Annotated in this window: 22 protein-coding genes and 1 tRNA gene; 10 read left to right on the forward strand and 13 right to left on the reverse strand. The window is 60.0% G+C overall.

The window, feature by feature from the left end; all coding sequences use genetic code 11:
• Positions 1–30: 30 nt before the first annotated feature.
• Both WBQ96_RS04345 and WBQ96_RS04350 read right to left on the reverse strand, forming a co-directional pair.
• Positions 31–1,119, reverse strand: a complete 1,089-nt coding sequence (locus tag WBQ96_RS04345; RefSeq protein ID WP_336547720.1) for a porin — start codon at positions 1,117–1,119, stop codon at positions 31–33.
• Positions 1,120–1,513: 394 nt separating this feature from the next.
• Positions 1,514–2,614 carry a porin gene (locus WBQ96_RS04350; RefSeq protein WP_165115439.1) on the reverse strand — a complete coding sequence of 367 codons (1,101 nt, stop codon included), beginning with the start codon at positions 2,612–2,614 and terminating at the stop codon, positions 1,514–1,516.
• A gap of 468 nt (positions 2,615–3,082) precedes the next feature.
• On the opposite strand from WBQ96_RS04350, the gene WBQ96_RS04355 reads away from it, so the two are divergent.
• From WBQ96_RS04355 to WBQ96_RS04365, 3 genes are all read left to right on the forward strand, one after another.
• A tRNA-Ser gene (locus WBQ96_RS04355) sits at positions 3,083–3,173 on the forward strand.
• A 115-nt stretch (positions 3,174–3,288) separates the two neighbouring features.
• Positions 3,289–4,374 (forward strand): porin, encoded by a 1,086-nt coding sequence (locus WBQ96_RS04360; RefSeq protein ID WP_336547721.1) that lies wholly within the window; start codon positions 3,289–3,291, stop codon positions 4,372–4,374.
• Positions 4,375–4,649: 275 nt separating this feature from the next.
• A complete protein-coding gene (locus tag WBQ96_RS04365; protein WP_336547723.1) occupies positions 4,650–5,612 on the forward strand; it encodes a tyrosine-type recombinase/integrase in 963 nt (320 codons plus the stop codon).
• Positions 5,613–5,924: 312 nt separating this feature from the next.
• On the opposite strand, the gene WBQ96_RS04370 is transcribed toward WBQ96_RS04365, so the two are convergent.
• Positions 5,925–6,473: a TetR/AcrR family transcriptional regulator gene (locus tag WBQ96_RS04370; protein ID WP_165115433.1), complete on the reverse strand. Its 549-nt coding sequence runs from the start codon at positions 6,471–6,473 to the stop codon at positions 5,925–5,927.
• Positions 6,474–6,634: 161 nt separating this feature from the next.
• Here WBQ96_RS04370 and WBQ96_RS04375 point away from each other — a divergent pair, with 161 nt between their 5' ends.
• From WBQ96_RS04375 to WBQ96_RS04385, 3 genes are all read left to right on the forward strand, one after another.
• Positions 6,635–7,840, forward strand: coding sequence for an efflux RND transporter periplasmic adaptor subunit (locus WBQ96_RS04375; RefSeq protein WP_336547725.1), 1,206 nt, complete (start codon positions 6,635–6,637; stop codon positions 7,838–7,840).
• Positions 7,837–10,917, forward strand: coding sequence for an efflux RND transporter permease subunit (locus WBQ96_RS04380; protein WP_336547727.1), 3,081 nt, complete (start codon positions 7,837–7,839; stop codon positions 10,915–10,917). The genes WBQ96_RS04375 and WBQ96_RS04380 overlap by 4 nt, the downstream gene beginning before the upstream one ends.
• Positions 10,918–11,076: 159 nt before the next feature.
• Complete coding sequence (locus WBQ96_RS04385) at positions 11,077–12,189, forward strand: pyridoxal phosphate-dependent aminotransferase (protein WP_336547729.1); 1,113 nt, start codon at positions 11,077–11,079, stop codon at positions 12,187–12,189.
• A gap of 131 nt (positions 12,190–12,320) precedes the next feature.
• On the opposite strand, the gene WBQ96_RS04390 is transcribed toward WBQ96_RS04385, so the two are convergent.
• From WBQ96_RS04390 to WBQ96_RS04435, 10 genes are all read right to left on the reverse strand, one after another.
• On the reverse strand, positions 12,321–14,045 hold the full coding sequence (locus WBQ96_RS04390; protein ID WP_336547731.1) for an ABC transporter substrate-binding protein: 1,725 nt from the start codon (positions 14,043–14,045) through the stop codon (positions 12,321–12,323).
• Between the two features lie 77 nt (positions 14,046–14,122).
• Positions 14,123–14,410, reverse strand: a complete 288-nt coding sequence (locus WBQ96_RS04395) for a DUF2160 domain-containing protein (protein WP_336547733.1) — start codon at positions 14,408–14,410, stop codon at positions 14,123–14,125.
• On the reverse strand, positions 14,407–14,772 hold the full coding sequence (locus WBQ96_RS04400; protein WP_336547735.1) for a hypothetical protein: 366 nt from the start codon (positions 14,770–14,772) through the stop codon (positions 14,407–14,409). Before WBQ96_RS04400 ends, WBQ96_RS04395 begins: the two co-directional genes overlap by 4 nt.
• The gene (locus WBQ96_RS04405) at positions 14,772–15,209 is read right to left on the reverse strand and encodes a hypothetical protein (protein ID WP_336547737.1); all 438 of its coding nucleotides are present in this window, start codon (positions 15,207–15,209) and stop codon (positions 14,772–14,774) included. The genes WBQ96_RS04400 and WBQ96_RS04405 overlap by 1 nt, the downstream gene beginning before the upstream one ends.
• Positions 15,209–16,138 (reverse strand): carbohydrate ABC transporter permease, encoded by a 930-nt coding sequence (locus tag WBQ96_RS04410; RefSeq protein WP_336547739.1) that lies wholly within the window; start codon positions 16,136–16,138, stop codon positions 15,209–15,211. Before WBQ96_RS04410 ends, WBQ96_RS04405 begins: the two co-directional genes overlap by 1 nt.
• Before the next feature lies 1 nt (position 16,139).
• A complete protein-coding gene (locus tag WBQ96_RS04415; RefSeq protein WP_165115415.1) occupies positions 16,140–17,006 on the reverse strand; it encodes a carbohydrate ABC transporter permease in 867 nt (288 codons plus the stop codon).
• Between the two features lie 3 nt (positions 17,007–17,009).
• Positions 17,010–18,080, reverse strand: coding sequence for an ABC transporter ATP-binding protein (locus tag WBQ96_RS04420; RefSeq protein ID WP_336547743.1), 1,071 nt, complete (start codon positions 18,078–18,080; stop codon positions 17,010–17,012).
• Positions 18,081–18,089: 9 nt separating this feature from the next.
• Positions 18,090–19,172 carry an ABC transporter ATP-binding protein gene (locus WBQ96_RS04425; protein ID WP_336547745.1) on the reverse strand — a complete coding sequence of 361 codons (1,083 nt, stop codon included), beginning with the start codon at positions 19,170–19,172 and terminating at the stop codon, positions 18,090–18,092.
• A gap of 264 nt (positions 19,173–19,436) precedes the next feature.
• On the reverse strand, positions 19,437–20,657 hold the full coding sequence (locus WBQ96_RS04430; protein WP_336547747.1) for an MFS transporter: 1,221 nt from the start codon (positions 20,655–20,657) through the stop codon (positions 19,437–19,439).
• Entirely contained in the window at positions 20,657–22,735 is a 2,079-nt protein-coding gene (locus WBQ96_RS04435; protein WP_336547749.1) for a TonB-dependent siderophore receptor, read from the reverse strand. The genes WBQ96_RS04430 and WBQ96_RS04435 overlap by 1 nt, the downstream gene beginning before the upstream one ends.
• Before the next feature lie 295 nt (positions 22,736–23,030).
• On the opposite strand from WBQ96_RS04435, the gene WBQ96_RS04440 reads away from it, so the two are divergent.
• From WBQ96_RS04440 to WBQ96_RS04455, 4 genes are read left to right on the forward strand one after another with little or no spacing between them, the layout of a single operon-like run.
• Positions 23,031–23,660: a TetR/AcrR family transcriptional regulator gene (locus WBQ96_RS04440; protein ID WP_336547751.1), complete on the forward strand. Its 630-nt coding sequence runs from the start codon at positions 23,031–23,033 to the stop codon at positions 23,658–23,660.
• Positions 23,641–24,804, forward strand: a complete 1,164-nt coding sequence (locus tag WBQ96_RS04445) for an isovaleryl-CoA dehydrogenase (protein WP_336547753.1) — start codon at positions 23,641–23,643, stop codon at positions 24,802–24,804. The genes WBQ96_RS04440 and WBQ96_RS04445 overlap by 20 nt, the downstream gene beginning before the upstream one ends.
• Positions 24,805–24,810: 6 nt before the next feature.
• On the forward strand, positions 24,811–25,152 hold the full coding sequence (locus tag WBQ96_RS04450; protein ID WP_336547755.1) for a hypothetical protein: 342 nt from the start codon (positions 24,811–24,813) through the stop codon (positions 25,150–25,152).
• A 58-nt stretch (positions 25,153–25,210) separates the two neighbouring features.
• Positions 25,211–26,818, forward strand: a complete 1,608-nt coding sequence (locus tag WBQ96_RS04455) for a carboxyl transferase domain-containing protein (RefSeq protein WP_336547757.1) — start codon at positions 25,211–25,213, stop codon at positions 26,816–26,818.
• Positions 26,819–26,828: the final 10 nt, after the last annotated feature.

Consider the following 26,828-nt stretch of genomic DNA (forward strand, 5'->3'; position numbering starts at 1 on the left):
CGGGTTTTTCGCGTTCAGCTTTGAAGCCGATCAGAAATTGCGCTGGAAGCGCAGGAAGCCACCGAAGCCATCGCCGAGCTTTTCCTTGGTGACGTCGTCATGCCAGGAATTCCAGGCCACTTCCGGGGTGATCTTCAGGCCCGGAACGAGCTCGTAAGCCACGTTGGCGACAATCGCCACGTCCTTGTTGTCGGCATACTGTGCCTGCAGGTTGAAGGTAGCCTTCTCGTTCAACTTGGCTGAACCGCCGCCCCAGACACCCCAGTTGCCGCCCCAGGTCTTGTAGAAGCTGCGGGTGACATTGTCGTCAGTGCCGTAGCCAGCCATGATGAAGAGCGAGATGGTATCAGTTGCATTGACGTCCAGGCGAACCTTGCCGGCCCATTCTTCATAGACCGAGTCGTAGCCGACGACGCCTGTGATGCCGCCCCAGCCCTGGGTGTAGCCAGCGCCGACGACCACGTGCGGAACGTAGGAGTCGATCGTGTAGTCGTCCGTGCCTTCTTCGAGGCCGACCGCCGCCGAGAAGCCATTGGTGCCGGTGTAGGTGTAGACGATCTGGTGGGTGTCGAAGGGACCGTAGCCGCCGTTCAGATCGTCCTCGATCACGTCCGCACCGTAGTTGGTGAAGGTCGAGAACAGCGAGTCGGTCTTGCCGATGCGGAAGCCGCCGAGTTCGATATAGGCATGCTCCATTTCGACATCGGTGCCGCCAGCCACGCTATCGTTCGCGTCGTTGACACCATTGTCCCAATTGAAATGAACTTGGAAGTAGGCGCGCAGGGTGCCGAGTTCGGTTTCCGAACGGGCGTCCAGTTCCAACGAGGCGCGGGCGCGCTTGTAATAGGTGTCGTTCAGGCCATCGCCCATCTTGTCGTTTACGTCGTTGAGGCCGCCGTAGCCGCCCTCGCCGATGCCGATGTCGTAACGGACATAGCCGCCGACCCGCAGGCAGGTCTCGGTGCCCGGGATGTAGTAGAAGCCGGCACCGTAAACGTCGCAGACGCGGACATATTCCATGGGTTCCGGCTCGGCCACGACGACAGCGTCAGCCGCACGGGCGCCAGAGACTGCTGCGAGGGCTGCAGCGGAGCCGAGAAGAAGGCCCTTGATGTTCATTTTCCGCTCTCCAATCAAAATCATTAAGTCCAGTCCGGGTTTCGTTGGGAGCCCACCCGGACGGAGCCGACAGGAATAACACGCCTGTTGCAGTCAGCTTTCGCGCAACTTCGTCCGGCATTCAACTGCGACTGGAGATTTTAGCTGGCGAAGTCGAATTGAGATTCGCCGCTGTGATGGAAAAGACACAAAATCAGGGATGCGATTCATCTTCCGTTAACGGATGAAGCCCGGCATGCAGGCAAATGCTCGCATTTTCATCATCGACCGAACATCTGGCAACTGTGCAATGGAAACAGCCGGCGATTCGAGATCCGTAGCAACCTAAGATATTCCACAAAAGAAAACCCGGCAGTTGCCCGCCGGGTTTTCCTCAAATCAGCTTTGAAGCCGATTAGAAGTTGCGCTGGAAGCGCAGGAAGCCACCAAAGCCGTCGCCAAGCTTGTTGCCGTCGTCATCGTGCCAGGAATTCCAGGCCACTTCCGGCGTGATCTTCAGGCCCGGAACGAGCTCGTAAGCCACGTTGGCGATTACAGCAGCGTCCTTGTTGTCGGCATACTGTGCCTGAAGGTTGAACGCAGCCTTCTCGTTCAGCTTGACAGTACCACCGCCCCAGACAGCCCAGCTACCACCCCAGGTCTTGTAGAAGCTGCGGGTGACGTTGTCGTCCGAACCGTAACCAGCCATGATGAAGAGCGAGATGGTGTCGGTCGCATTGATGTCCAGGCGAGCCTTGCCGGTCCATTCTTCATAGACCGAGTCGTAACCGACGACGCCGGACACGCCGCCCCAGCCCTGCGTGTAAGCAGCGCCGACGACCACGTGCGGAACGTAGGAGTCGATCGTGTAGTCGCCCGTGCCTTCTTCGAGAGCCACGCCAGCCGAGAAGCCGTTGCCACCGGTGTAGGTGTAAGCGATCTGGTGGGTGTCGAACGGACCATAACCGCCGTTCAGATCGTCTTCGATCACGCCGCCGGCATAGTTGGTCATCGTGGTGAAGAGCGAATCGGTCTTACCGATGCGGAAGCCACCGAGTTCGATGTAGGCGTGGTTCATCTTGGCCGTCGTACCGCCAGCGTTGCTGTCGTTGTTGCCGTCGATGAAGCTATCCCAATCGAAGTTGAGGTGCATGTAGGCGCGCAGGGTACCGAGTTCGGTTTCCGAACGGGCGTCGAGCTGCAGCGCAGCGCGAGCACGCTTGTAGTAGGTGTCGTTGAAGTTCGTCTCGCCGTTCAGCGCATCAAGCTTGTCATTGACATCGATCAGGCCGCCGTAGCCGCCTTCACCGATGCCGATGTCGTAACGGACATAGCCGCCGACGCGCAGGCAGGTTTCGGTGCCCGGGATGTAATAGAAGCCGGCGCCGTAAACGTCGCAGACGCGGACATATTCCATGGGTTCCGGCTCGGCGACGACGACAGCGTCGGCCGCGCGGGCACCGGATACTGCAGCGAGGGCCGCAGCGGAGCCGAGAAGCAGGCTCTTAATGTTCATTTTCTGACCTCCAGTCAAAGTTAAAAAACGGGTCTGGGTTTTATTTGCTGAAGGACAGCTTCCCTGCCCCATCCCCAATACTGAAAAAGACACGAACGTTCGCCCCTTCCTCGAATCTGACATTACCCACCGTGCGCCGCCGTTCAACCACGATCGTATGCCTGCAACAGCTCCTGGCGTGTGATCCCGTAACGCTGTGGCACAAATGACACGATTTGATACCCCACGGAAAGGTCTCATTAACTTCTCAACTCCGTGGAAGGCCAGGGAACCATGGGAATCCAGGGAAACGCCATGCCGAGGCTTCGTCACGATTCGCAAAACACCGCGACGGGGCATGCCGAAGCTGATCACCCGTCTCTTGCATATATAAAGGCGGGCCGTTTTCCGATTGCCGGTCTTTATTTCATCAAACAGCGTCTCTCCTTATTGCGTGCGCGCGTCCTTTTCTTTATCCAGCGACCCAACGGAGAGGTGGCCGAGTGGTCGAAGGCGCTCCCCTGCTAAGGGAGTAGAGGTCAAAAGCTTCTCGTGGGTTCGAATCCCATCCTCTCCGCCAGTGCTCAGCACTGCTCTCAAATTTCCCCAATCCTTTCAGTTGATTAGAAGATTCAAGCTTCGGCGTGAGCGTTCTTTTTCGACCTCCTTTTTCGATTCTGACTGGAGGTCAGAAAATGAACATTAAGAGCCTGCTTCTCGGCTCCGCTGCGGCCCTCGCTGCAGTATCCGGTGCCCGCGCGGCCGACGCTGTCGTCGTCGCCGAGCCGGAACCCATGGAATATGTCCGCGTCTGCGACGTTTACGGCGCCGGCTTCTATTACATCCCGGGCACCGAAACCTGCCTGCGCGTCGGCGGCTATGTCCGTTACGACATCCGCGCTGGTGAAGGCGGCTACGGCGGCCTGATCGACGTGCGTGACAAGCAGGGCGACGGCTTCAACGACACCTACTACAAGCGCGCCCGCGCTGCTCTGCAGCTCGACGCCCGTTCGGAAACCGAACTCGGCACCCTGCGCGGCTATTTCCACCTGAACTTCGACTACGATACCTCGGCTCCGGGTGGCTTCACCACTGCTGGTGGCACCGTTGCCAAGATGAACCACGCCTACATCGAACTCGGTGGCTTCCGCATCGGTAAGACCGATTCGCTGTTCACGACGCTCGTTGGTTATGCCGGCGGCGTGATCGAGGACGACATCATCATGTCTGGTCCTTATGATACGCACCAGATTTCATACACCTACAAGGGCGGCAACGGCTTCTCGGCTGCTGTAGCTCTCGAAGAAGGCAATGGTGGCTACACGATCGACTCCTACGTTCCGCATGTGGTCGTCGGCGCTGCTTACACGCAGGGCTGGGGTGGCGTGTCCGGCGTCGTCGGTTACGACTCGGTCTATGAAGAATGGGCCGGCAAGGTTCGTTTGGACGTCAACGCAACCGAGACCATCTCGCTCTTCGTGATGGCCGGCTACGGCACTGACGACGCAGCTACTCTGCGCCAGAACTTCTACAAGCCTTGGGGTGGCAAGTGGGCAGTCTGGGGCGGTGCGTCGGCCAAGCTGAACGAAAAGGCTACCCTTAATCTGCAGGCTTCTTATGCCGACAACAAGGATACCGCGATCGTTGCCAACGTGGCTTACGAGCTCGTTCCGGGCTTCAAGATCACCCCGGAAATCGCCTGGAATTCCTGGCACAGCTACAATGGCACGAAGCTCGGCGACGGCTTCGGCGGCATGATCCGCTTCCAGCGCAACTTCTAATGCGACTGGTTTAAAAACCTAGTAGACGGCCTGGGGTCTTTCGGTCCCGGGCCGTTTTTTTCTTGAAATGAAGCGTTGGCGGGCGGCCGGAAGACAGGGGAGACAACTGCACTATCGCAAGGGGTTGACGTAAGGATCGGAGAAATTCACCGGTATGAATTTCCGGAATTTCGTTCCGTTTCGAGAAATAGGGTTTCCAACGTCCCGCGAAATATGTTTAGCAGCATATGGGCGGGATATTGACCATAGGTCACTATCGACTTGGGGACTGAAAAGTGAGCACACAGGAAAGCGCGAAAAGCGAATTCTCCAGCCATGTCGTCTCGTATTCGACGAGTTATGGAGGGAGTCCGACCTTTAATGCCAATCCTTTCAATGTCGTAAGCACCTTTTCGCTCGCCGAGCTTTTCGAAAAATACAAGAATATTTTGTGGGAAGACGGAAACCACAAATACAACGTCACCTTCTTCATAGGCGAGTTGAATGAGATTTTGCTCGGGGAGCGCTTCAGCACCTTCGACCAAAGTACTCTCGATGACCTTGTCGGCAAGCTACGTGAACGCGGCAACAGCAATGCAACCATCAACAGGAAGATGGCTGCGCTCAGCAAATTGCTGCGAAAGGCGAGTCAGATGGGGGATATCCACAGCCTGCCGGAGTTTCGGCGGCAGAAAGAGCGGGCTGGACGCATCCGCTTCCTCGAACACGACGAGGAAGATCGCTTATTCGGCGCCATCAAGGCACGCTGCGAAGACAGCTACCGGCTCAGCCTGTTTCTGGTCGACAGCGGCTGCCGCCTGGGCGAAGCCCTCGGCCTGATCTGGAACGACATCCAGGAACACCGGGTAAGCTTCTGGATCACCAAATCCGGACGCAGCCGCACTATCCCCATGACCATCCGGGCCGAAGAATCGGTCGACGTCAGCGCCGAGGGCCTGAAAGGCCCCTTCTCCATGCTTACCGGCGTTCGCTACCGCGCCATATGGAATGATGCGAAGGCGGAAGTCGGCCTCGGAACCGACACCCAGGTCGTGCCGCATATCTTGCGCCACACATGCGCGTCGCGCCTCGTCCAGGGCGGCATCGATATCCGCCGCGTACAGATGTGGCTCGGGCATCAGACCCTGCAGATGACAATGCGCTATGCGCATCTTGCGACGAACGATCTGGACTCCTGCGTGGTCGTACTCGATCGCGATCGCCTTCGTCCGCGCAAGACCAAGGCCGCAGGGAAATAGGCCAATCTGCCTTTAGCGCCTGACATACTGACGCGTTGATCGTTGTCAGGCGGTAGAGCCACTGCTTGCCGCAGATAGCGAGCCCGTTTAGCCGTGCCTTTTCAGCATCGCTCGTCATTTCCTATGAAATGATGATGAAGCTGTTCTATAGCGATGAAACCATGACGACCATGCGCTCGGACGACGAGATCAAGGCGGCCTGGGCTGCAATGTCGGCGGATAATCAGAAAACGATGAAGGACGACGACAGCGGGCGTTTGGCCCTCCGCATTCTTTTATGTTCGGGCATGCGGTGTCAGCCCTGCCCCCAAATCAATCGCCCTTCTCCAAAGTTGCCCCCAACGACGCAATCACTGCGTCTTGCTCGACGGGCGACAAGACATCGATATCGAAAAGCCTGAGGCTTCTCATCCCTTCGAGTGCAAGAAAGAGGATCAGCGCGTTGGCTTCATTTCTTGAGCTTGCCTTGAGCCGGTCGAGCAACGTGCGATTGAAGCGCTTTATCGGCGTCAGGAAACCGGGATCCTCCGCCATCGCTGCGAGCAAGCCCGACGGCGGCGGCTGGCGCTGTTCCAGGTCGGTCACGAAAAGTTCAAGATAGGCAGCCCCCAGACTGTTGGGCCGCCCCTCCCACTGCTTTTCCTTCGCCTCCAGGGCGGCATTGAACTCGCTCAGATGCTGTTCCACCAGAGCTTCGAGCAGCTTGGCCTTGCTGGGGAAATTGTAGAGAAGTCCGCCTTTTGAGACCCCTGCACGCTGCGCAACCGCGTCCAGCGACAGGTGGCCCGGCCCGACTTCACCAGCCAGTTCAGCGGCCGCAGCCAATATCTTTTGTCGGGAATTCATTTTGCCGTTCGTCATCTGGGAAATCCTCTCAGAGGGTCCATATAACGCAATTGACAATACCGTCCAGACGGTACAGTAAGCAACCCCGCAGTTTTCAAACTTCGTGTTTTGGTTTAGCGCGTTGGTTGAAACGGAAATTTTTAAACGTCACGCTCATCTCACGCCCGGTGCCATCCATGATCAAGCGCTTCATCATTGCGTTCATTCTTCTTGTGCTGGTTTGCGGCGGCATCGTCGGTTTCAACATGTTCCGCGACAATGCCATCCAGCAGTTTTTCGCCAACATGCCGGTGGCCAAGGTCACCGTTTCCTCCTCGACGGTGGAACCGATCGACTGGACGCCCGGCATAGAGGCCATCGGTACCGTCAACGCTTCGCAAGGCGTGGACCTGACCGTGGAAGCCGCCGGCATCATCAAGGAAATCCTGTTCAAGGCCAACGAGCAGACCAAGGCCGGCGCAGTCCTCATTCAGCTCGATGATGCCGTCCAGCAGGCTGATCTTGCAGCTGGCAAGACTCAAGCAGCGCTCGACAAGGTGACGCTCAATCGCGCCGCCGAGTTGCAGAAGCGCGGTGTCGGCACGGACGTCAATGTCGATTCTGCCCGCGCCGCCGCAGAGGCCTCGGCTTCGCAGGTCGCCAAGCTCCAGGCCGTGGTAGACCAGAAGCAATTGCGGGCGCCATTTGCCGGCACGATGGGCATCCCCAAGATCGATATCGGACAGTATCTCGCGCCGGGAACGATCGTCGCGACGATCCAGGATCTTCAGACCATGCGTGCGGATTTCTCGATCCCCGAACAGCAGTTGGATCTGCTGAAGATCGGCGAGCCCGTCAAGTTCGGCGTCAATTCGGACGATATGCCTTTCAAAGGCACGATCACCGGCATCGAACCCAAGGTCGACCCGACCTCGCGTCTGGTCGCTGTCCGCGCCGAGATCACCAATCCCGAAGGCAAGCTCAGCCCCGGCCAATTCATTCAGGCGCAGGTTGTTCTGCCTGAGGAAAAGGATGTCCTGGCAATTGCGCAGACATCGGTGATTGCGAGCCTTTATGGCGACTATGTCTATGTCGTGCGTCCCGCCAAGAAGGCAGATGCCCCGGCAGAGGCTGCAAAGCCGGCAAAAGCCGATGACGCGGCAGCAACCGACGCGGCCAAACCCGCGGCAGAAGCCGAGACCACCGAGGCTCTTGAGGTTCATCAGGTCTTCATCAAGACGGGCCGGCGTTCCAATGGCCTCGTCGAGATTCTCGACGGCATCGCCGCCGGCGACCAGATCGTGACCGCCGGCCAGAACCGTCTTTCGAACGGCACGCCCGTGACGATCGACAATACGATCAACCCCGCCAATCCGGCGCAACCCCAGCCGGCCGCAAAATGAGCTTCTCAGACATCTTCATCCGCCGCCCCGTCCTGTCGACGGTGGTTGCCTTCATGATCCTGCTGCTCGGCTTCCAGGGCATCTTCAACCTCTCGGTGCGCGAGTATCCGGAGGTCGAGGAAACCGTGATCACCATCACGACGCCCTATGCTGGCGCCAGCGCCGATCTCATCCAGGGCTTCATCACCGCGCCGATCGCTTCTGCCGTCTCGACGACGGAAAACATCGATTACGTCACCTCGCAGAGCCGCCCCTCGGCCAGCGTCGTAACCGTGCAGATGAAGCTCGGTTCCAACCCTGACGTGGCGCTCACCGAGGTCATGTCCAAGGTCCAGCAGGTCAAGAGCCAGCTTCCGTCAGCTGCCGAAGACCCGACGATCGTCAAGGGAACCGGCCAGCAGTTCGCCATCATGTATCTGGCGCTGCAGAACCCGAACATGACATCGGAACAGCTCACCGAATATATCGAGCGCGTTATCCGCCCCCGCGTTTCGACCATCCAGGGCGTTGCCGAAGTGCAGGTTCTGGGCGCGGCGAACTATTCGATGCGCATCTGGATCGACCCGATCAAGCTGGCCGCACGCGGACTGACGGCTGCGGAAGTGCTGAGCGCCGTCAACTCCTCGAACTTCCTTGCCGCCCCCGGCAAGACCAAGAACGAATATGTCGCCTATTCGATCACGATGAAGTCGACGCTGCAGACGCCGGAAGCCTTCGGCGCCCTGCCCTTGCGCTCCGACAGCAGCAGCGTGGTGCGGCTGCGCGACGTTGCCGACGTGGAACTCGGCGCTGAAAGCACCGACACCGTCGTCAATTTCGACGGCAAGCCCGGCACCTTCATCGGCATCTTCCCGACGCCGGCGGCAAACCCGCTCGACACGGCGGCTGCCGTCACCAAGGAACTGCCGGCACTTCAGGAGAGCCTGCCGCAGGGCATGACCGTCACGATGGTCTATGATGCGACCCAGACCATCAGCGCTTCGATCGAGGAAGTGTTCAAGACGATCGGCGAAGCGGTGCTCATCGTCATCGTCGTCATCCTGCTCTTCCTCGGCTCGTTCCGCTCGGTGCTTATGCCGGTGGTCACCATTCCGCTCTCGCTGATCGGCGTGTGCGCCATCCTTCTGGCAATGGGCTATTCCATCAACCTTCTGTCTCTCCTGGCCATGGTTCTCGCCATCGGCCTCGTGGTCGACGACGCCATCGTCGTGGTGGAAAACATCCATCGCCATATGGAAGAAGGCCTGTCCCCCATGGACGCGGCATTCAAAGGCATGCGCGAGATTTTCTCGCCGGTGGTCGCCATGACCATCACGCTTGCCGCCGTGTTCGCGCCGCTCGCCTTCACCGGCGGCCTGACCGGCTCGCTGTTCCGCGAATTCGCGGTCACGCTTGCGGGCGCTGTGGTTATTTCCGGCTTCGTTGCCGTCACTATCACGCCGATGATGGCGGCGCGCATCCTGAAACCGGGCCACAGCCGTTTCCAGGGTTGGGTTGACGGAACGTTCGAAAACATCGCCAATCGCTACGAGCGGCTGGTTTCCGGTTCGCTGAAATACCGTCCGGTGACCTTGATGATCGTCATCGCACTGGTCGCTGTAACCGGCTTCATGTTCATGAAGACATCCAGCGAACTGGCGCCGGAAGAGGATTCAGGCGCGCTGTTCTCGCTCGTCACCGCACCGCGCTACGCGACGACGGAATACACCAGCCTCTACACCGACCAAATCCGCGACCTGACCAAGGATCTGCCCGAAGTGCGGGTGAACTTCTCGATCGTCGGTCTTGGCGGCGCCACCAACAGCGCCTTCTCCATCTGGGGCCTGAAGGACTGGGCCGACCGAGACCGGTCGCAGAACGAGATCAAGGCCGATATCCAGAATCGCCTGACGAAGGTGGCCGGCGTCGAAGCGCTCGTCTTCGCACCGCCGTCGCTTCCGGGCGCTGGCGGCGGCCTGCCGATCTCGATGGTGATCCAGTCGACCGGCGATCCGAGCCAGGTCTACGAGATCGCCGAGCAGATCAAGCAGAAGGCGCAAGCCTCCGGCCGCTTCATCGTCGTCCAGAACTCGCTGAACTTCGACGCACCGCAGGTGACCGTCACCGTCGACCGTGATCGCGCGGCGGCACTCAATGTGCCGATCAGCGATATCGGCACGACGCTCGGCCTGCTTGTCGGCGGCGCGAAGATCGCCCAGTTCGACCGCGATTCTAACAGCTACGACATCATCCCGCAGGTGCCGGACAAGTACCGCAACAATCCCGAAAAGCTCGGCGAGTTCTACATTCGCAGCATGTCGGGCGAGATGGTGCCGCTTTCGGCGGTGGTGAAGATCACGACCAATGCTTCACCGTCGTCGATCGATCAGTTCAACCAGTTGAACTCGGCGACGATCTCCGCGCTTCCAGTGCCGGGCGTGACGACGGGCACGGGCCTGCAGACGATCGAGGACATTGCCCGGCCGCTACTGCCGACCGGCTTCTTCACCGACTATTCGGGCCAGTCCCGTCTCGAGAAGGAGCAAGGCAGCACGATCATCATCGCCTTCGCACTGGCGGTCGTGGTGATCTATCTGGTGCTCGCAGCACAGTTCGAAAGCTTCCGCGACCCGCTCATCATCATGATGTCGGTGCCGCTGTCGATCTTCGGCGCCATCATCCCGCTCAATTTGGGGCTTGGTACGCTGAACATCTACACGCAGGTCGGACTGATCACGCTGATAGGCCTGATCACCAAGCACGGCATCCTGCTGGTGGAGTTTGCCAACCAGCAGCGGGAAGAGCATGGGCTTTCGCGGAGCGAGGCGATCATCGCTTCGGCCAAGGTGCGCCTGCGTCCGATCCTGATGACCACGGCCGCCATGGCGCTCGGCGTCGTGCCGCTGATCCTCGCCGCAGGCGCGGGTGCTGCCGCACGCTACTCGATGGGCCTGGTGATCTTCTCCGGCATCCTCATCGGCACGACCTTCACCCTGTTCGTGGTGCCGATGTTCTACACCTTCCTGTCGGCGAAGGACGTCGTTCACCGCGACGGCCTGGAACACGCCCCCGCCGCCGAACCGGTGCCACACGCCTGATCAATAGGCACAGGCAGGCCCAATAAAAAATCCGCGGCAAGTCCGCGGATTTTTGCTATGTGGCGGCAAATATCTTTTAGACGCAATTCCGGACGGAAAACCGCTACACACTTTTCCTGGAATTGCTCGGACAAACGCCTGAAATTCAAGAGTATCGCCATGCCGAAACGCCCGCCGCTCACCCCGCTCATTGCCACCCTGCCCTCGACGGTTCCCTTCGTCGGCCCGGAGGCGCAGCAGCGCGCCAGCGGGCGCAATTTCCGCGCCCGCATCGGCGCCAATGAAAGCAGTTTTGGTCCCGCACCCAGCGTCATCGCGGCGATGGACGAGGCCGCGCCGGGCATGTGGATGTATTGCGATCCCGACAATCACGATCTGAAGGTCGCGCTGGCAAAGCATCTCGGCGTCGAGCAGAAGAATGTCGTCGTCGGCCAGGGCATAGACGGCCTGCTCAACATCGTCGTGCGGCTCTATATCTCGGCGGGCGATGCCGTCGTCACCTCGCTCGGCGCCTACCCCACCTTCAATTTCCATGTCGCGGCCAGCGGCGGGCGTCTGGTGACCGTGCCTTACGAGAACGACCGCGAAAGCCTCGATGACCTTCTGGAAGCCGTGCGGCGCGAAAACGCGCCGATGGTCTACCTCTCCAACCCCGACAACCCTATGGGGACATGGTGGGAGGCAGCCGAGATCGAACGCTTCATAGCGGCATTGCCTGAAACGACGATGCTCATTCTCGACGAAGCCTATGGCGAGACCGGCCCGGTGTCCGCCCTGCCGCCGATCGATGTTGCGCGTCCCAACGTACTGAGGATGCGCACTTTCTCAAAAGCCTACGGCCTTGCTGGTCTGCGCTGCGGCTATGCCGTCGGCGAGGAAGAAACCATCGCCGATTTCGAAAAGATTCGCGATCATTACGGCGTCAGCCGCATGGCCCAGATCGCCGGCGTGGCGGCACTTGCCGATCAGGATTATCTCAAGTCCGTGGCTAAAAGGGTTGCGGCGGGACGCGACCGGATTTCCGCCATCGCGCGCGACAACGGGCTGGCGCCGATACCGTCGGCCACCAACTTCGTGACCATCGATTGCAAGGCCGACGCCGATTTTGCCCTGCGCGTGATGCAGAACCTACTCGCCCGCGACGTCTTTATCCGCAAGCCGATGGCGCCAGTTCTGAACCGTTGCATCCGGGTCAGCGTCGGGCTGGACCACGAACTTGATGTGTTTGCGGAAGAACTGCCCAAGGCGCTGGCGGCAGCGCGAAACGGGTAAGCACTTCGCTGCAAAAAAGAGAGGCGGCCGAAGCCGCCTCATTTCATATCTAAGCGTAAACAGCCCCTCACCCTTACCCTCTCCCCGTGAAAAACGGGGAGAGGGAGGTGTCAGCGTTGGAGCTTCGGCCCTTACTTCTGCCAGCTCTTGACCAGTTCGTCGTAGTTGATGGTCTGCGGCTTTTCCTTTTCGTTCTCGATCTTGAGCTGCGGCGCGAGGTTGCCCTTGGAAACGGCATCCTTGTTCCAGTATTCGAGATCGTGCTCTTCGGCCATCTTGGGTCCAATATCGCCCTGAACGCCTGCGCGTTCGAGGCGCTCCATCACCTTTTCCTGCTCGCCGCAGAGCGAATCCATCGCTTCCTGCGCCGTCTTGGCACCCGACGATGCGTCACCGATCGCCTGCCACCAGAGCTGCGCTAGCTTCGGATAGTCCGGCACGTTGGTGCCCGTCGGCGACCACTGGACGCGCGCCGGCGAACGGTAGAACTCGATCAGGCCGCCGAGCTGCGGAGCGCGTTCGGTGAAGCTCTTGTCCTGGATGGTGCTCTCGCGGATGAAGGTGAGGCCGACATGGGCCTTCTTCACGTCCACGGTCTTGGAGGTAACGAACTGCGCGTAGAGCCATGCGGCCTTGGCGCGGTCGTCAGGCGTCGACTTCATCAGCGTCCAGGAACCGACGTCCTGGTAGCCGAGCTTCATGCCGTCCTTCCAGTAGACGCCATGCGGGCTCGGAGCCATGCGCCATTTCGGCGTGCCGTCCTCGTTCATCACCGGCAGGCCGGGCTTGACCATGTCGGCGGTGAAGGCAGTGTACCAGAAGATCTGCTGGGCGATATTTCCCTGCGCCGGCACGGGGCCGGATTCGGAGAAGGTCATGCCCTGGGCTTCGGCCGGTGCATAGGCCTTCAGCCAGTCGAGATATTTCTGGATCGAATAGACAGCCGCCGGGCCATTGGTGTCGCCGCCGCGCGCGACGCAGGAGCCGACCGGTCGCGAATTCTCGTCGACCTTGATGCCCCATTCGTCGACCGGCAGGCCGTTCGGAATGCCCTTGTCGCCATTGCCGGCCATGGACAGCCAGGCATCGGTGAACCGCCAGCCGAGCGACGGATCCTTCTTGCCGTAGTCCATGTGGCCGAAGACCTTCTTGCCGTCGACGTCACGGCCGGTGAAGAATTCGGCGATGTCCTCATAGGCCGACCAGTTGACCGGCACGCCGAGGTCGTAACCGTATTTCGCCTTGAAGTCGGCTTTATTCGTCTCGTCGTTGAACCAGTCGTAGCGGAACCAGTAGAGGTTGGCGAACTGCTGGTCAGGAAGCTGGTAGAGCTTCTTGTCAGGTGCAGTCGTGAAGGACGTGCCGATGAAGTCGGCAAGGTCGAGGCCTGGATTGGTGACATCCTTGCCTTCATTGGCCATGAAGTCGGTCAGGTTGCGCACCTGCTGATAGCGCCAGTGCGTGCCGATCAGATCGGAGTCGTTGACCCAGCCATCATAGAGGTTTTGGCCGGTCTGCATCTGCGTCTGGATCTTCTCGACGACATCGCCTTCCTGGATCAGGTCGTGCGTCACCTTGATGCCGGTGATGGCCGAGAAGGCCGGAGCCAGCACTTCGGATTCGTAGGAATGGGTGGTGATGGTTTCGGAGACGACCTTGATCTCCATGCCGGCAAAAGGCTTGGCAGCGTCAACGAACCACTGCATTTCCTTTTCCTGGTCGGCGCGCGAAAGCGACGAGAGATCGCCGATTTCCTTGTCCAGGAAGGTCTTGGCCTCGTCCATGCCGGCATAGGCATTGCCTGCGCCGAACAAGAGGACAATGGCGGTCGTAGATGTCAGTAAGTGCCGTCGCATGTGTTTCCTCCACAAAACAGGTTTCAAAGTTCCCTGGAGCGGCCGCCTGAATACGGTCGTTCCGACTATTTCCCCCTCTATACGTAGCGGAACACCCCCACGGCGTAGACTACGGAGAGAGCGAGAGCCCACCACAGGTTGGGACCGACAAGGCCCAGCCATGCGATATGGATGAAAGCGCTGCCGAGCAGCGAAACGAAGAGGCGATCGCCACGCGTCGTCTCGAAGCGCAGGATGCCGACGCGCGGATTTCCGCCGGGCGAAACATATTCCCAGACGCCCATGCCGACGAGCATCAGGAAGATCGTTGCGAAGAACGCAGCGGTCGGCCAGGTCCAGGCCATCCATGAGAAATCGACGTTCATGGGCGTGGCACCCCCGAATTAGCCAAAGCCGAGGTCAAGTCGCCATCGAGGTCGGCTTGAGCGACGAACTTCATCAATCCAGACAGGTGCTCGAACGCATGCCAGGCGATGAGCGTCGTTTCCGATGACTGACCCACGACCTCCGACCTCAGATCGGCTAGGTCGTCCAGAACGTCGCTCATGGTTGCCTGTGGTGGCTCAGCCGAACCGAACGCCTCTGAGACAAAGACTGTCCAATAGAGATTTTGCTTCACCGGGATGCGATCGATGCCGGCTTGCTCGAGCGATTCAAAAAGCCGGTTGGTCAGCGCCTTCAACTCGCTCAACTCAATCGACTTTTCGTTTGGTTTCATGGCGTCCATCACACCCTCCCCAGGGCATGGATGACAGCCCAATTGAGAGAAATGATTGCACCCCAAAGGCCTGCGGTCACACCCGCAACGACGAATGGGCTGCTCCGCAGCTTGATACGCCCGGCGAAGTCAAGCGTCAGCATGACGATGGCAAAAATGCCGCCATGTGCGAATAGCGGAACAACGGAATCCTCGGCCGTAAATATGTCAAAGAATAGGAACGCTGCGACGATTGGAAACAAGATGCCACCTACGACAAACGTTCCCACCGAAGCCAATACGAACGCTGGCGCGGCGGCACTATCGATCGAGCCAGATGAGACAAGCTGCCTTCCGAAAAGCACAACAGCAGGCAACAAGGACACTCCTATCGTTGACAGCAACCAATTGCGCCCGGGCCTTTGCCCATCCATCTGCAACTCGCTATCTGTGTTTTCCAAATTCATCACACCCTCCCCAGGGCAAAGCCCTTGGCGATGTAGTTGCGGACGAACCAGATGACGAGCGCGCCGGGGATCAGCGTCAGCACGCCGGCGGCGGCGAGCAGTCCCCAGTCCATGCCCGAGGCCGACACGGTGCGCGTCATGACGGCGGCGATCGGCTTGGCATCCGTCGTCGTCAGCGTGCGGGCGATCAGCAGTTCCACCCATGAGAACATGAAGCAGAAGAAGCAGGCGACGCCGATGCCGCTGGCAATCAAAGGCATGAAGATCTTCACGAAGAAGCGCGGGAAGGAATAGCCGTCGATATAGGCGGTCTCGTCGATCTCCTTCGGCACGCCCGACATGAAGCCTTCGAGGATCCATACCGCCAGCGGCACGTTGAACAAGCAATGCGCCAGCGCAACCGCGATATGGGTGTCGATCAGCCCGAAGGCCGAATAGAGCTGGAAGAACGGCAGCGCGAACACCGCCGGCGGCGCCATGCGATTGGTGAGCAGCCAGAAGAACAGGTGCTTGTCGCCCAGGAACCGGTAGCGCGAGAAGGCGTATGCCGCAGGGAGTGCCACCGCGACCGAGATCACCATGTTCATGACCACATAAATGATCGAGTTGATGTAGCCGGAGTACCAGGAGGCATCGGTGAAGATGATCCGGTAATTCCGCAGCGTCGGCTCATGCGGATAGAGCGTCAGCGACGACACGATCTCGGTGTTGGTCTTGAAGCTCATATTGACGAGCCAGTAGATCGGCAGCAGCAGGAAGATGATGTAGAGCGTCGGCACGATCCACCACCAGCGCGACTCCTCGCCCCGCCGGCGCATGCGCCGCTCGATCTCCTGCTTCGACAGGTTGCTGGAAAGCCCGTTTGCCGCGCCGTTGTCGCTGGCAACGCTTTCCCGCGCGCTGGTCGTCCGTTCGTTCACGCCCGTCATCTCAACGCCCCGAATCGTAGTTGGTCATGACGGTGTAGAACACCCATGACAGAAGCAGGATGATCAGGAAGTAGACCAGCGACATCGCCGCCGCCGGCCCGAGATCAAACTGGCCGAGCGCCATCTTGACCAGGTCGATCGACAGGAACGTCGTCGAATTGCCGGGCCCGCCGCCGGTGACGACGAAGGGCTCGGTGTAGATCATGAAACTATCCATGAAGCGCAGCAGCACCGCGATCAGAAGCACGCGCTGCATCTTGGGCAACTGGATGTAGCGGAAAACGGCCCAGCGCGATGCGCCATCGATCTTGGCGGCCTGATAGAAGGCGTCGGGGATCGAGACCAGCCCGGCATAGCAGAGCAGCACGACGAGGCTCGTCCAGTGCCAGACGTCCATGACGATGACGGTAACCCAGGCGTCGATCGGATTCTGTACGTAATTGTAATTGATGCCAAGCGCATTGAGATAGTAGCCCATCAGGCCGATGTCGGTGCGCCCGAAGACCTGCCAGATGGTGCCGACGACGTTCCACGGGATCAGCAGCGGCAGCGCCATCAGCACGAGGCAGACCGGCACGCCCCAGCCTTTCCTTGGCATGTTCAGCGCAATGAGGATGCCGAGCGGCACTTCGATTGCGAGGATGATCCCTGAAAATACGAGGTTCCGGCCAATCGCGGCCCAGAACCGGCTCGACGCCAGCAGTTCCTGGAACCATTCGGTTCCGGCCCAGAAGAACTGGTTGTTGCCGAAGGTATCCTGCACGGAATAGTTCACGACCGTCATCAGCGGGATGACCGCGGAGAACGCCACCAGCACCAGCACAGGCAGAACCAGGAACCAGGCCTTGTTGTTCAAGGTCTTTTCCACGGGTTACGCTCCCATCTCGACGCGCCAGGAATCGGCGTAGATGTTTATCCCGGCCGGGTCGAAGCGGACTTTTGGCTCGGCCGGAATGTCGTCATCCTCGCCGAGGATCGCAGCCAAACTGCGCCCTTCGAGTTCAGCGCGCACGATCTTGTGGCGGCCGATGTCTTCCACTTTGGTGACCGATATCGGCATTCCCTCGCGGCCCAGCCGCACATATTCCGGCCGGATGCCAAGTTCGACCTTGCTCTCCCCGGCCGTCTTCGGCGCGCCCGGCAGCGCGATCGACTGGGTGCCGAGCCGCGCATTGCTGCCCTGGATATCCACCGGCATGAGATTCATGCCCGGCGAGCCGATGAAGTAGCCGACGAATGTATGCCGGGGACGCTCGAACAGTTCTGCCGGCGTATCGATCTGGACAATCTCGCCCTCGAACATCACCACCACCTTCTGCGCGAAGGTCAGCGCTTCTGTCTGGTCGTGCGTGACATAGATTTCGGTGTAGCCGAAGCGCTGGTGAAGCTGCTTCAACTGCGAGCGCAGCACCCATTTCATATGCGGGTCGATGACGGTGAGCGGCTCGTCGAACAGGATGGCGTTGACGTCGGAGCGAACGAGACCGCGGCCGAGCGATATCTTCTGCTTCTGGTCGGCGGTCAGGCCCCGCGCCTTGCGGTCCGCCCAATCCGCCAGATCGATCATCTTCAGCGTCTCTCGAACCTTCTTGTCGACCTCGCTCTCGGTGATGCCACGGTTGCGCAGCGGAAAGGCGAGATTGTCGTAGACCGTCATCGTGTCGTAGATGACCGGGAACTGGAACACCTGCGCGATGTTGCGCTCCTGCGTCGACAGTTCGGTCACGTCGTGGCCGTCGAAACGTAGGCGGCCATGCGAGGGGTGCAGCAGCCCGGAGATGATGTTGAGCAAGGTCGTCTTGCCGCAACCGGACGGCCCGAGCAGCGCATAAGCGCCGCCATCCTCGAATGTGTAGTGGATTTCCTTCAGCGCATAGACGGTCGCTGCTTTCGAAGGCCCTGCGTAGGCGTGGCGGATATGGTCGAGTTCGATGCTTGCCATGAAACTCTCCTAAGCCGCCTGCGCCTGCACGATTTCAGCAGAACGGCCCGCCTCATCGAACACCATCAGATGCCGCGGATCGATGAAGACCTCGATTACCTGGTCCGGATCGAACACCTGGATGCCATGCGCCAGCATCACCCAATGGACGTCTGCGAAATCGAGATGGACGAAGCTTTCCGAGCCGGTCACTTCCGTCACCTTCACTTTGGCCGTCACCGACACCGCCTCGCGGTTCGGACGTTTCAGCGAGAGGTGATGCGGCTGGAAGCCGACCGTGTATGTCGCATCCGCAATGCCCTTGAGCTCGGACGGCACCGGCAGGTTGACGCCGCCGTCGAGCAGGAAGCTAGCCCCGCTCTTGCGCAGTACGATGGTGTTGAGCGGCGGGTCGGAAAAGGTTCTGGCCGTCACCAGGTCGCGCGGCCGGCGGAACACGTCGATCGTCGGGCCGAATTGCGTCACCCTGCCCTGCGACAGTGTCGCGGTGTTGCCGCCGAGAAGCAGCGCTTCGGACGGCTCCGTCGTTGCATAGACGAAGATCGCGCCGGATTCGGCAAATATCTTGGGCAGTTCTGCGCGCAGTTCCTCGCGCAGCTTGTAGTCGAGATTGGCGAGCGGCTCGTCGAGAAGCACCAGCCCGGCATTCTTGACGATGGCGCGCGCCAGTGCGGTGCGCTGCTGCTGGCCGCCTGAGAGGTTGAGCGGCGTGCGGTCCAGATAAGGCGCGAGCTTGAGAAGCTCGGCGGCGCGGCGAACCTCCTTGTCGATCTTCGCACTGTCAACACCGGCAACGCGCAGCGGCGAGGCGATGTTCTCATAGACCGTCATCGCCGGATAATTGATGAACTGCTGGTAGACCATGGCGATCCGGCGCTTCTGCACCGGCACGCCGGTAACATTCACGCCGTCGAACCAGATAGAACCGGAGGTCGGCACATCGAGGCCCGCCATCAGCCGCATGAGGCTCGTCTTGCCCGAGAGCGTCGGCCCGAGAAGCACGTTGAGCGAGGCATGCTGAAGCGTCAGGTCGACCGCATCGATATGCGTGTCGGCGCCGACGACCTTCGTTACCCCTTTGAGTTCCAGCATAGTCGCCACGTTCCTCCCTGCGGCAGGCCATTTTTCGATCATGTTTGATCTTCGAACGTTTTGCAATTCGTTTTCGCTTTTGTTTCGTTAATGGCTCAAATGAATTGCATATCGGTTCAGTTGACGCAGCGTATTGTTCTTCCAGCCGGAGCGCTGGAGACGCGCCGGCTGGCTGAAAACAGGCTGGAAATATGAGAGCGCAGACGCCGGGACGCTCACCAAGGAGCGCTCCGCGAAAAGCTGGCGCCGCGTGGTGCGGCCGAATCAATTGCGGTCGGAAACCATAGCGATGACCGGTATGGCGGCGATCGCGATCACGCCGGCGGTGGCGAAGAATATGCCGTAGCCGAGATATTGTGCGACATAGCCGGCGACGATGCCGCCGACCATGCTGACCAGCGCATCCATGCACTGGAACAGCGTGAAATCCACGCCCGCCTGTTTCGGATCGGACCAGCGCATGAATTGCGCGTAGAGCGCCACGAAGCCCAGCGCCATGATGCCGGACGAACTGGCGACCGAAACCGCCATCAGCACAGCCTTCGGCATGGCATCGAATTGGTGGAAAGCGGCAAAGAAGAACAGTGCCGCCGCCTGGAGCACAATCGCCAGGATCAGAACGGCACGTATGCCCCACAGCCTGACGAGAGCACCGCCGAGCAGTGCTGCCGCAAGGCCGACGAACATGCTGCCGACGCTGTTGAGCAGCCCGACGGTGGTAAGATCCAGCCCGGCATCGATCAGGAACGGGCCGACCATGCCGAGCGCAGCCTTTTGCGCGATGACATAGACCGCCGCTGCCAGCAGGCCCTTGCGTATTTCCGGCCGCTTCAGCGCGGAGCCAAGCGACGGCACATGCTCGCGCGTTTCCACCAGCGTAGCTCTTCTGGCGCGCAGCATGAACGGCAATCCAAGCAGGATCAGCAACACCGCCATCGTCCAGACACCGGCCTGCCAGCCATACCTGTCGACAATGACGAGAAACAGCCCAGCCCCTATCGCCGAACCGAAATAAGCGCCGCCAACCTGCGCGGCATTGCCCCAGCCGTGGTTTTCCTTCGACAGGCTTTCGACGGCATAGCCGTCGCAAGCAATGTCCACAGTCGAGGCGGCGAATGCCACCACCGTCAGGCAGGCCAGAACCGGAAACAGTATTCCCGGACCGAGCGCACCGACCGCGAAAAGACCCACCACCGAGATAAGCCCGCCGATCAGGACGATGGTGCCGGAGCGGTTGCGCCCCACCGGCGGCAGGCGAAACCGCTCGACCGCCGGCGACCACAGGAATTTCAGTGCCCAGGGCAGCGCGATCAGCGAAAGCAGCCCGATATGGTCGAGCGGCATGCCCTGGTCACGCATTACAGCCGGCAGGCCTGCCCAGGTGATTCCGCCGATGACGCTTTGCGCGACGTAGAGCCCACCGATCGCCATGAAAATGGCGACCGGGGACGACGACGCGATACCGGTGTCGGTCTTTTTCAGCATCAGAAGCGGTAGCGCAGGCTGCCCATGATCGAACGCCCTTCGTCACGGTAGCAGTTGCCGGCGCTACAGATCACCTTGCGCTCGTCGAAGACGTTCTTGGCATTGATCTGCAACTTCACGCCCTCAAGATTGTCAAAGCGCCTGCCGAAATCATAGGACAGCGCCGCATCGACAAAGACCCGGTCTTCATTGTCGATCGTGTTCTGGTCGTTGCCGAAGCTCTCGCCGACGTAGCGCACGCCAGCGCCCAGGCCGAGACCGGCCAACTGACCGTCATTGAACTGGTAGTTGCCCCAGAGCGAGAAGATGTCGTTCGGCGTCGCCGAAAGCTCCTTGCCCTCGGTGTCTGCCAAACCTTTGTCGATCGTCATCTTGAGATGCGTGTAGGAGGCGATCAGGCCGAAGCCGTTGTCGAAGGACGCGTTGGCTTCAAGCTCGATGCCGCGCGAATGGAGGTCGAGCTGGCGCTGACGCTGCTGGCCATCCTCGTCGAAAGTTCCATCGTAAACAACGCCGTCCTTTTGCTTGATATCGAACAGGGCGGCGCTGATCAGCAGGTTGGTGTCCGGAATCTGGTACTTGACGCCAATCTCCTTCTGCTCGGCCGCGGTAGGCTTGGCAGCGCTACGAATATTGGTGCCTTCCGCCGACACGAAGCCGATATTGGGTGCGAAAGAGCTTGAGTAGTTGAGATAGGGGATCAGGCCCCACGGCGTCTCATAGGACAGGCCGATGCGGCCGGAGAAATGTCCATCCTTTTGGCTGGTCTCGACTTCAGACGTGTTAACAGCCTTGGTATCGACCCAGTCATAGCGTGCGCTGCCGAACAGCGTAAACGCGTCCCAGGTAAGCTGGTCTTGGGCATAGATACCGACATTGCTCATTTTCTGACTGCCGGCGAAGGCCAGCGGCGTGTTCTTCATATCGTCCGCAGAAATATATGAGACACCGCCGGCTGAATCGTAATCGGCATAAGTGTAGTCGATGCCGGCAATCGCGACATGGCTGACGGGGCCGGTATCGAAGTTGAACTGGGCCATATTGTCGACCGTGAAGGTCGCGACATTTTCGTTATAGTGTCCCCAGTAGCGGGCGAGGTCTGCTCCAACTGGATAGTGGCCGCTATACTCAAGATCCGCATCTGCCTTGGAATAGCGGAGGTTCTGGCGCACCGTCAGCAGGTCATTGAACCGATGCTCGAATTCGTATCCGATACGGCCCTGCCCCTGAGTGTAGTCGTTGTAAGCCGGGTCGCCTTCATAGAGGTCGGAAACCTCGCCCGGAGTTGGATTGTAAAAGAAAGCGGTTCCGCCGGTCTTGGTGCGCGACAGTTCGCCGAGGATCGTCAGCTTGGTGTCTTCATCCGGCTTGAAAGTGAGCGCGGGAGCTATGTAAAGCTTGTCATCCGAGTAACCTTCAAGAAAGGTATCGGAATCCCGACCAAGACCCGTCAGGCGATAGAGAAGCGTTCCATCCTCATTGGCCTTGCCGGAAAAATCAAAGCCGGTCTGGTAGCGATTGTTCTCACCGAGAAGAACCTCGACCTCGCGAAAGGTTTCTTCCTTGGGCCGCTTGGTGACAAGGTTGACGATGCCGCCGGGGCCGCTGACGCCGTAGAGCGAGGAGGCCGGTCCCTTGAGGATCGTGATGCCCTCGAGGCCGTAGGGCTCTGTCTTGAACATCGCCGTCGGCGCATTGTATTGGCGCAAGCCGTCACGGAACATGCCGTTGTAGTAGGCCGGAAAGCCGCGCAGGAAGAATGCATCATTGCGGGTATCGTAGCCGAAGCTGTTGGGGTTGGCGCTAGCCGTGTAGCTCAGAGCCTCGTTCAGCGTGCGCGGCTCCTGATCCTCGATCTGCTTCTGCGTAACCGTCGAAATGGCCTGCGGGATCTTGGCGATCGGCGTATCCGTCTTGGTGCCGATACGGTCCTGCTTGGCGACATAGCCTTCCTGTTTCAGTATCTCGTTGCTCTGCGCCTCCACCGTCACCGCGTCGAGGACGATCGCATTCTGATCCTCCTGCGCATAGGCGCCCTGATTTGAAACGAAAATGGCTGCGCCTCCCAAAAGCAGCATTCTCAGACGATATGTTCTCGGCCCCAACTGCACACTCACACTCCATAATTAAGCAATGCGCGAAATTCGCGTGTCACGCGGTCACAAATATGAGTGTTGGAGTCAAGTAATATTCCATGCTTGGAATTCCTCTCCTGGCGAACCGCATCCTTGGTGTGGCTGTAATTCAACAGTCGTCCAAAACACCTCCCTGAGCAGGTGGAGGAACAAAGAAACTCTCCATCGCTGTCACCTCTTGAATTAATTGAACGTTCGTTTTATTATCAATCTCTCACGCTGGAAAAAGCAAAAAGCCATGGCGCGCACGATTGGTTCAGATGGCGGCAGGACGGAAGCGGCAATACGCGAGGCTGCGATCAGCCTCATGGCCCGTTTCGGCTATGAGGCTGTATCGATGCGCCAGCTTGCGGCAGAAGTCGGCGTGCAGGCTGCCGCGCTCTACCGCTATTTCCCGACCAAGGAGGATTTGCTCTTCACGCTTCTATGCGAACATATGGACGGGCTGCTCTCCGCATGGGAGGCCGCGCGACCGGCCAACGCCGATCCACGCGAGCGCCTTACCGCTTTCGTGCGCAACCATATCCATTTTCATGTCGCGCGCCGGCACGCCACCCATGTCTCCAACATGGAACTGCGCGCCCTTTCGCGCGATAATCTCACGCAAATCCTGCGCCTGCGCACGGCTTACGAAAAGGAGCTGCGTCAGATCCTGCGCGACGGCGCGGAGGCCGGGACCTTCGTGATCGATGACACCGGACTGACGGCGATCGCCATCATCCAGATGATCACCGGCGTGATCGTCTGGTTCCGCCCGGACGAGCGGCTTTCGGTGGAAGAAGTAGCCGAGACCTATCTCGCAATGACAATGCGCCTGACAGGCGCGGAAAACGCCAGGGAGAACACCCATGTACGCGCACACGCTTGATTTCGGGCACGGCGAGGACATTGATGCGCTGCGCGACATGGTGCGCCGCTTCGCGCAGGAGCAGATCGCGCCGATAGCCGCCGAGATCGACCGCTCCAACGAGTTTCCCGCGCATCTGTGGGAAGAGATGGGCGCGCTCGGCTTGCTCGGCATGACCGCCGACCCGGATTTCGGCGGCACCGGCATGGGCTATCTCGCGCATGTCGTGGCCATGGAGGAGATTTCTCGCGCTTCCGCTTCGGTCGGCCTGTCCTACGGCGCGCATTCCAATCTCTGCGTCAACCAGATCAACCGCTGGGGGACCGCGGCGCAGAAGGAGACATACCTGCCTGCGCTTTGCTCCGGCGAGAAGGTTGGCGCGCTTGCCATGTCTGAGCCGGGTGCGGGTTCGGATGTCGTGTCGATGCGCCTGCGCGCCGATAAGCGCAACGACCGTTTCGTGCTCAACGGCAACAAGATGTGGATCACCAACGGGCCGGATGCCGGCACGCTGGTGGTTTACGCCAAGACCGAACCCACAATGGGCTCTCGCGGCATCACCGCCTTCATCATCGAGAGCAAGATGAAAGGCTTCTCCGTAGCTCAGAAGCTGGACAAGCTGGGCATGCGCGGCTCCAACACCGGCGAACTCGTTTTCGAGGATGTGGACGTGCCGTTCGACAATGTGCTCGGACAGGAGGGACGCGGCGTCGAGGTGCTGATGTCGGGGCTGGACTATGAACGCACGGTGCTTGCCGGCGGCCCGCTCGGCATCATGTCGGCATGTCTGGATGTCGCGGTGCCTTACGTGCAGACCAGGCGCCAGTTCGGGCAGGCTATCGGCGATTTCCAGCTCGTCCAGGGCAAGCTGGCCGACATGTACACGACGATGAACGCCGCTCGTGCCTATGTCTATGGCGTGGCCTCCGCCTGCGACCGCGGCAAGACGACCCGCAAGGACGCGGCCGGCTGCATCCTCTTTGCCGCCGAAAAGGCGACGTTGATGGCGCTCGATGCGCTGCAACTGCTTGGCGGCAATGGCTACATCAATGACTACGCCACCGGCCGCCTGCTGCGCGACGCCAAGCTCTACGAGATCGGCGCGGGGACGAGCGAGATTCGACGGTGGCTGATCGGGCGGGAGATCATGGCGGAGGGCGCGTGAGATGCTTTGGTCACGGACGTTTCCAATGTACAAGAAGGCGGCATGCGAAGAGATATTCTGACCAAACTTGTAGTCGCGAGCGCATTCGGACTGTTGGTATTGTTCGACGTGGTGACGAATGTCTCGAGCGTCGCGTTGACGACGACGTGGCTCTTTCTTGCACTTTCGGTGCTTATCTACGCAACCGGCCAATTGGCATGGACGCTCTTAGGCGCGTTCATACAGGAGGGAGGCCGATCAGATCTGGACACCCCCTTCTGGATCACATTTCTAGCGCTGCCGTTCTGCTTCACACTCCTCTACGTTGTGATCTGGAACCTGATAGAATTACACGGTTCCAACCTGTGAGCCGTCGTCCCTCTCAATACATCCGTGACCGCACTCGCAGTCATTATGGAAACCTCTGATGCCCGTAATCCAATCCCAGATCTCCCCCGCCTCCGACGCCTTCAAAACCAATGCCGCGCGCATGCGCGAGCTTGTTGGCGACATTGCCGAGAAGGCCGCAACCGTCGAACTTGGCGGCTCGCAGGAAGCGCGGGAGCGCCATGTCTCGCGTGGCAAGCTTTTGCCGCGCCAGCGACTCGCCCAGTTGATCGATCCCGGCTCTCCCTTTCTCGAGGTCGGCCAGTTCGCCGCGTGGAACATGTATGACGGCGATATTTCGGCCGCCGGCATGATCGCCGGCATCGGCCGCGTCGAGGGCCGCGAGGTGATGATCGTCGTCAACGACGCCACCGTGAAGGGCGGCACCTATTATCCGATCACGGTGAAGAAGCATCTGCGGGCGCAGGAGATCGCCATGCAGAACAATCTCCCTTGCGTCTATCTGGTCGACAGCGGCGGCGCCAACCTGCCCAACCAGGACGAGGTGTTTCCCGACCGCGACCACTTCGGCCGCATCTTCTATAACCAGGCCAACATGTCGGCGGCCGGCATTCCGCAGATCGCCTGCGTGATGGGCTCGTGCACGGCAGGCGGCGCTTACGTACCGGCGATGTCGGACGAAACCATCATGGTACGTAACCAAGCCACCATCTTTCTCGGCGGCCCGCCGCTGGTGAAGGCTGCGACAGGCGAGGATGTGAGCGCCGAAGACCTTGGCGGCGCCGAGGTCCACACGCGCCAGTCGGGCGTGGCCGACCACTACGCCATGGACGACGAGCACGCGCTGGCGATCACGCGGCGCATCGTCAAAAACCTGAATCGGAACAAGAACGTAAGCCTGAACTTACAGAAACCGATTCAACCGCTTCACGATCCGCATGAGATCTACGGCGTCATTCCCGCCGACATTCGCCAGCCCTATGACGTGCGCGAGGTCATCGCCCGTATCGTCGACGGCTCGGAGTTCGACGAGTTCAAGCAGAATTATGGCACCACGCTGGTCACGGGCTTTGCCCATCTCTACGGCATGCCGGTCGGCATCATTGCCAACAATGGCGTGCTGTTTTCTGAAAGCGCGCTGAAGGGCGCGCATTTCATCGAGCTGTGCTGCCAGCGAAAGATCCCGCTGATCTTCCTGCAGAACATCACCGGCTTCATGGTCGGCCGCAAATACGAGGCCGGCGGCATCGCCAAGGACGGCGCCAAGCTGGTGACGGCAGTGGCGACCGCGCAGGTGCCGAAGGTGACGATGATCATCGGCGGCTCGTTCGGCGCCGGCAATTACGGCATGTGCGGCCGTGCCTATTCGCCCCGCTTCCTGTGGATGTGGCCGAACGCGCGCATTTCGGTGATGGGCGGCGAGCAGGCGGCAACCGTGCTTGCCATGGTCAAGCGCGAGGGCATCGAGCGCAAGGGCGGCGAATGGACGGCGGAGGAAGAAGCGAAATTCCGCAAGCCGATCCTGATGAAATACGAGCATGAAGGCCAGCCGCTCTATTCGTCTGCCCGGCTGTGGGACGACGGCATCATCGACCCGGCGCGGTCGCGCGAAGTGCTGGCGCTGTCCTTGAGTGCTGCGCTCAATGCGCCGGTGGCGGACACCAAATTCGGCGTGTTCAGGATGTGACGACAGCCTC

It is taken from the genome of Mesorhizobium sp. CCNWLY176 (assembly GCF_037153935.1).
GTDB classification, from domain to species: Bacteria; Pseudomonadota; Alphaproteobacteria; order Rhizobiales; family Rhizobiaceae; genus Mesorhizobium_M; species Mesorhizobium_M zhangyense.

Excerpts from the sequence above, each read along its gene's own strand:
- WBQ96_RS04345 (WP_336547720.1), bottom strand. The coding sequence starts at position 1,119 with ATGAACATCAAGGGCCTTCTTCTCGGCTCCGCTGCAGCCCTCGCAGCA.
- WBQ96_RS04445 (WP_336547753.1), top strand. The coding sequence starts at position 23,641 with ATGTACGCGCACACGCTTGATTTCGGGCACGGCGAGGACATTGATGCG.
- WBQ96_RS04435 (WP_336547749.1), bottom strand. The coding sequence starts at position 22,735 with ATGCTGCTTTTGGGAGGCGCAGCCATTTTCGTTTCAAATCAGGGCGCC.
- WBQ96_RS04430 (WP_336547747.1), bottom strand. The coding sequence starts at position 20,657 with ATGCTGAAAAAGACCGACACCGGTATCGCGTCGTCGTCCCCGGTCGCC.
- WBQ96_RS04420 (WP_336547743.1), bottom strand. The coding sequence starts at position 18,080 with ATGGCAAGCATCGAACTCGACCATATCCGCCACGCCTACGCAGGGCCT.
- WBQ96_RS04440 (WP_336547751.1), top strand. The coding sequence starts at position 23,031 with ATGGCGCGCACGATTGGTTCAGATGGCGGCAGGACGGAAGCGGCAATA.
- WBQ96_RS04410 (WP_336547739.1), bottom strand. The coding sequence starts at position 16,138 with ATGACGGGCGTGAACGAACGGACGACCAGCGCGCGGGAAAGCGTTGCC.
- WBQ96_RS04360 (WP_336547721.1), top strand. The coding sequence starts at position 3,289 with ATGAACATTAAGAGCCTGCTTCTCGGCTCCGCTGCGGCCCTCGCTGCA.
- WBQ96_RS04425 (WP_336547745.1), bottom strand. The coding sequence starts at position 19,172 with ATGCTGGAACTCAAAGGGGTAACGAAGGTCGTCGGCGCCGACACGCAT.
- WBQ96_RS04400 (WP_336547735.1), bottom strand. The coding sequence starts at position 14,772 with ATGGACGCCATGAAACCAAACGAAAAGTCGATTGAGTTGAGCGAGTTG.
- WBQ96_RS04385 (WP_336547729.1), top strand. The coding sequence starts at position 11,077 with ATGCCGAAACGCCCGCCGCTCACCCCGCTCATTGCCACCCTGCCCTCG.
- WBQ96_RS04350 (WP_165115439.1), bottom strand. The coding sequence starts at position 2,614 with ATGAACATTAAGAGCCTGCTTCTCGGCTCCGCTGCGGCCCTCGCTGCA.
- WBQ96_RS04370 (WP_165115433.1), bottom strand. The coding sequence starts at position 6,473 with ATGACGAACGGCAAAATGAATTCCCGACAAAAGATATTGGCTGCGGCC.
- WBQ96_RS04375 (WP_336547725.1), top strand. The coding sequence starts at position 6,635 with ATGATCAAGCGCTTCATCATTGCGTTCATTCTTCTTGTGCTGGTTTGC.
- WBQ96_RS04380 (WP_336547727.1), top strand. The coding sequence starts at position 7,837 with ATGAGCTTCTCAGACATCTTCATCCGCCGCCCCGTCCTGTCGACGGTG.
- WBQ96_RS04405 (WP_336547737.1), bottom strand. The coding sequence starts at position 15,209 with ATGAATTTGGAAAACACAGATAGCGAGTTGCAGATGGATGGGCAAAGG.
- WBQ96_RS04455 (WP_336547757.1), top strand. The coding sequence starts at position 25,211 with ATGCCCGTAATCCAATCCCAGATCTCCCCCGCCTCCGACGCCTTCAAA.
- WBQ96_RS04395 (WP_336547733.1), bottom strand. The coding sequence starts at position 14,410 with ATGAACGTCGATTTCTCATGGATGGCCTGGACCTGGCCGACCGCTGCG.
- WBQ96_RS04390 (WP_336547731.1), bottom strand. The coding sequence starts at position 14,045 with ATGCGACGGCACTTACTGACATCTACGACCGCCATTGTCCTCTTGTTC.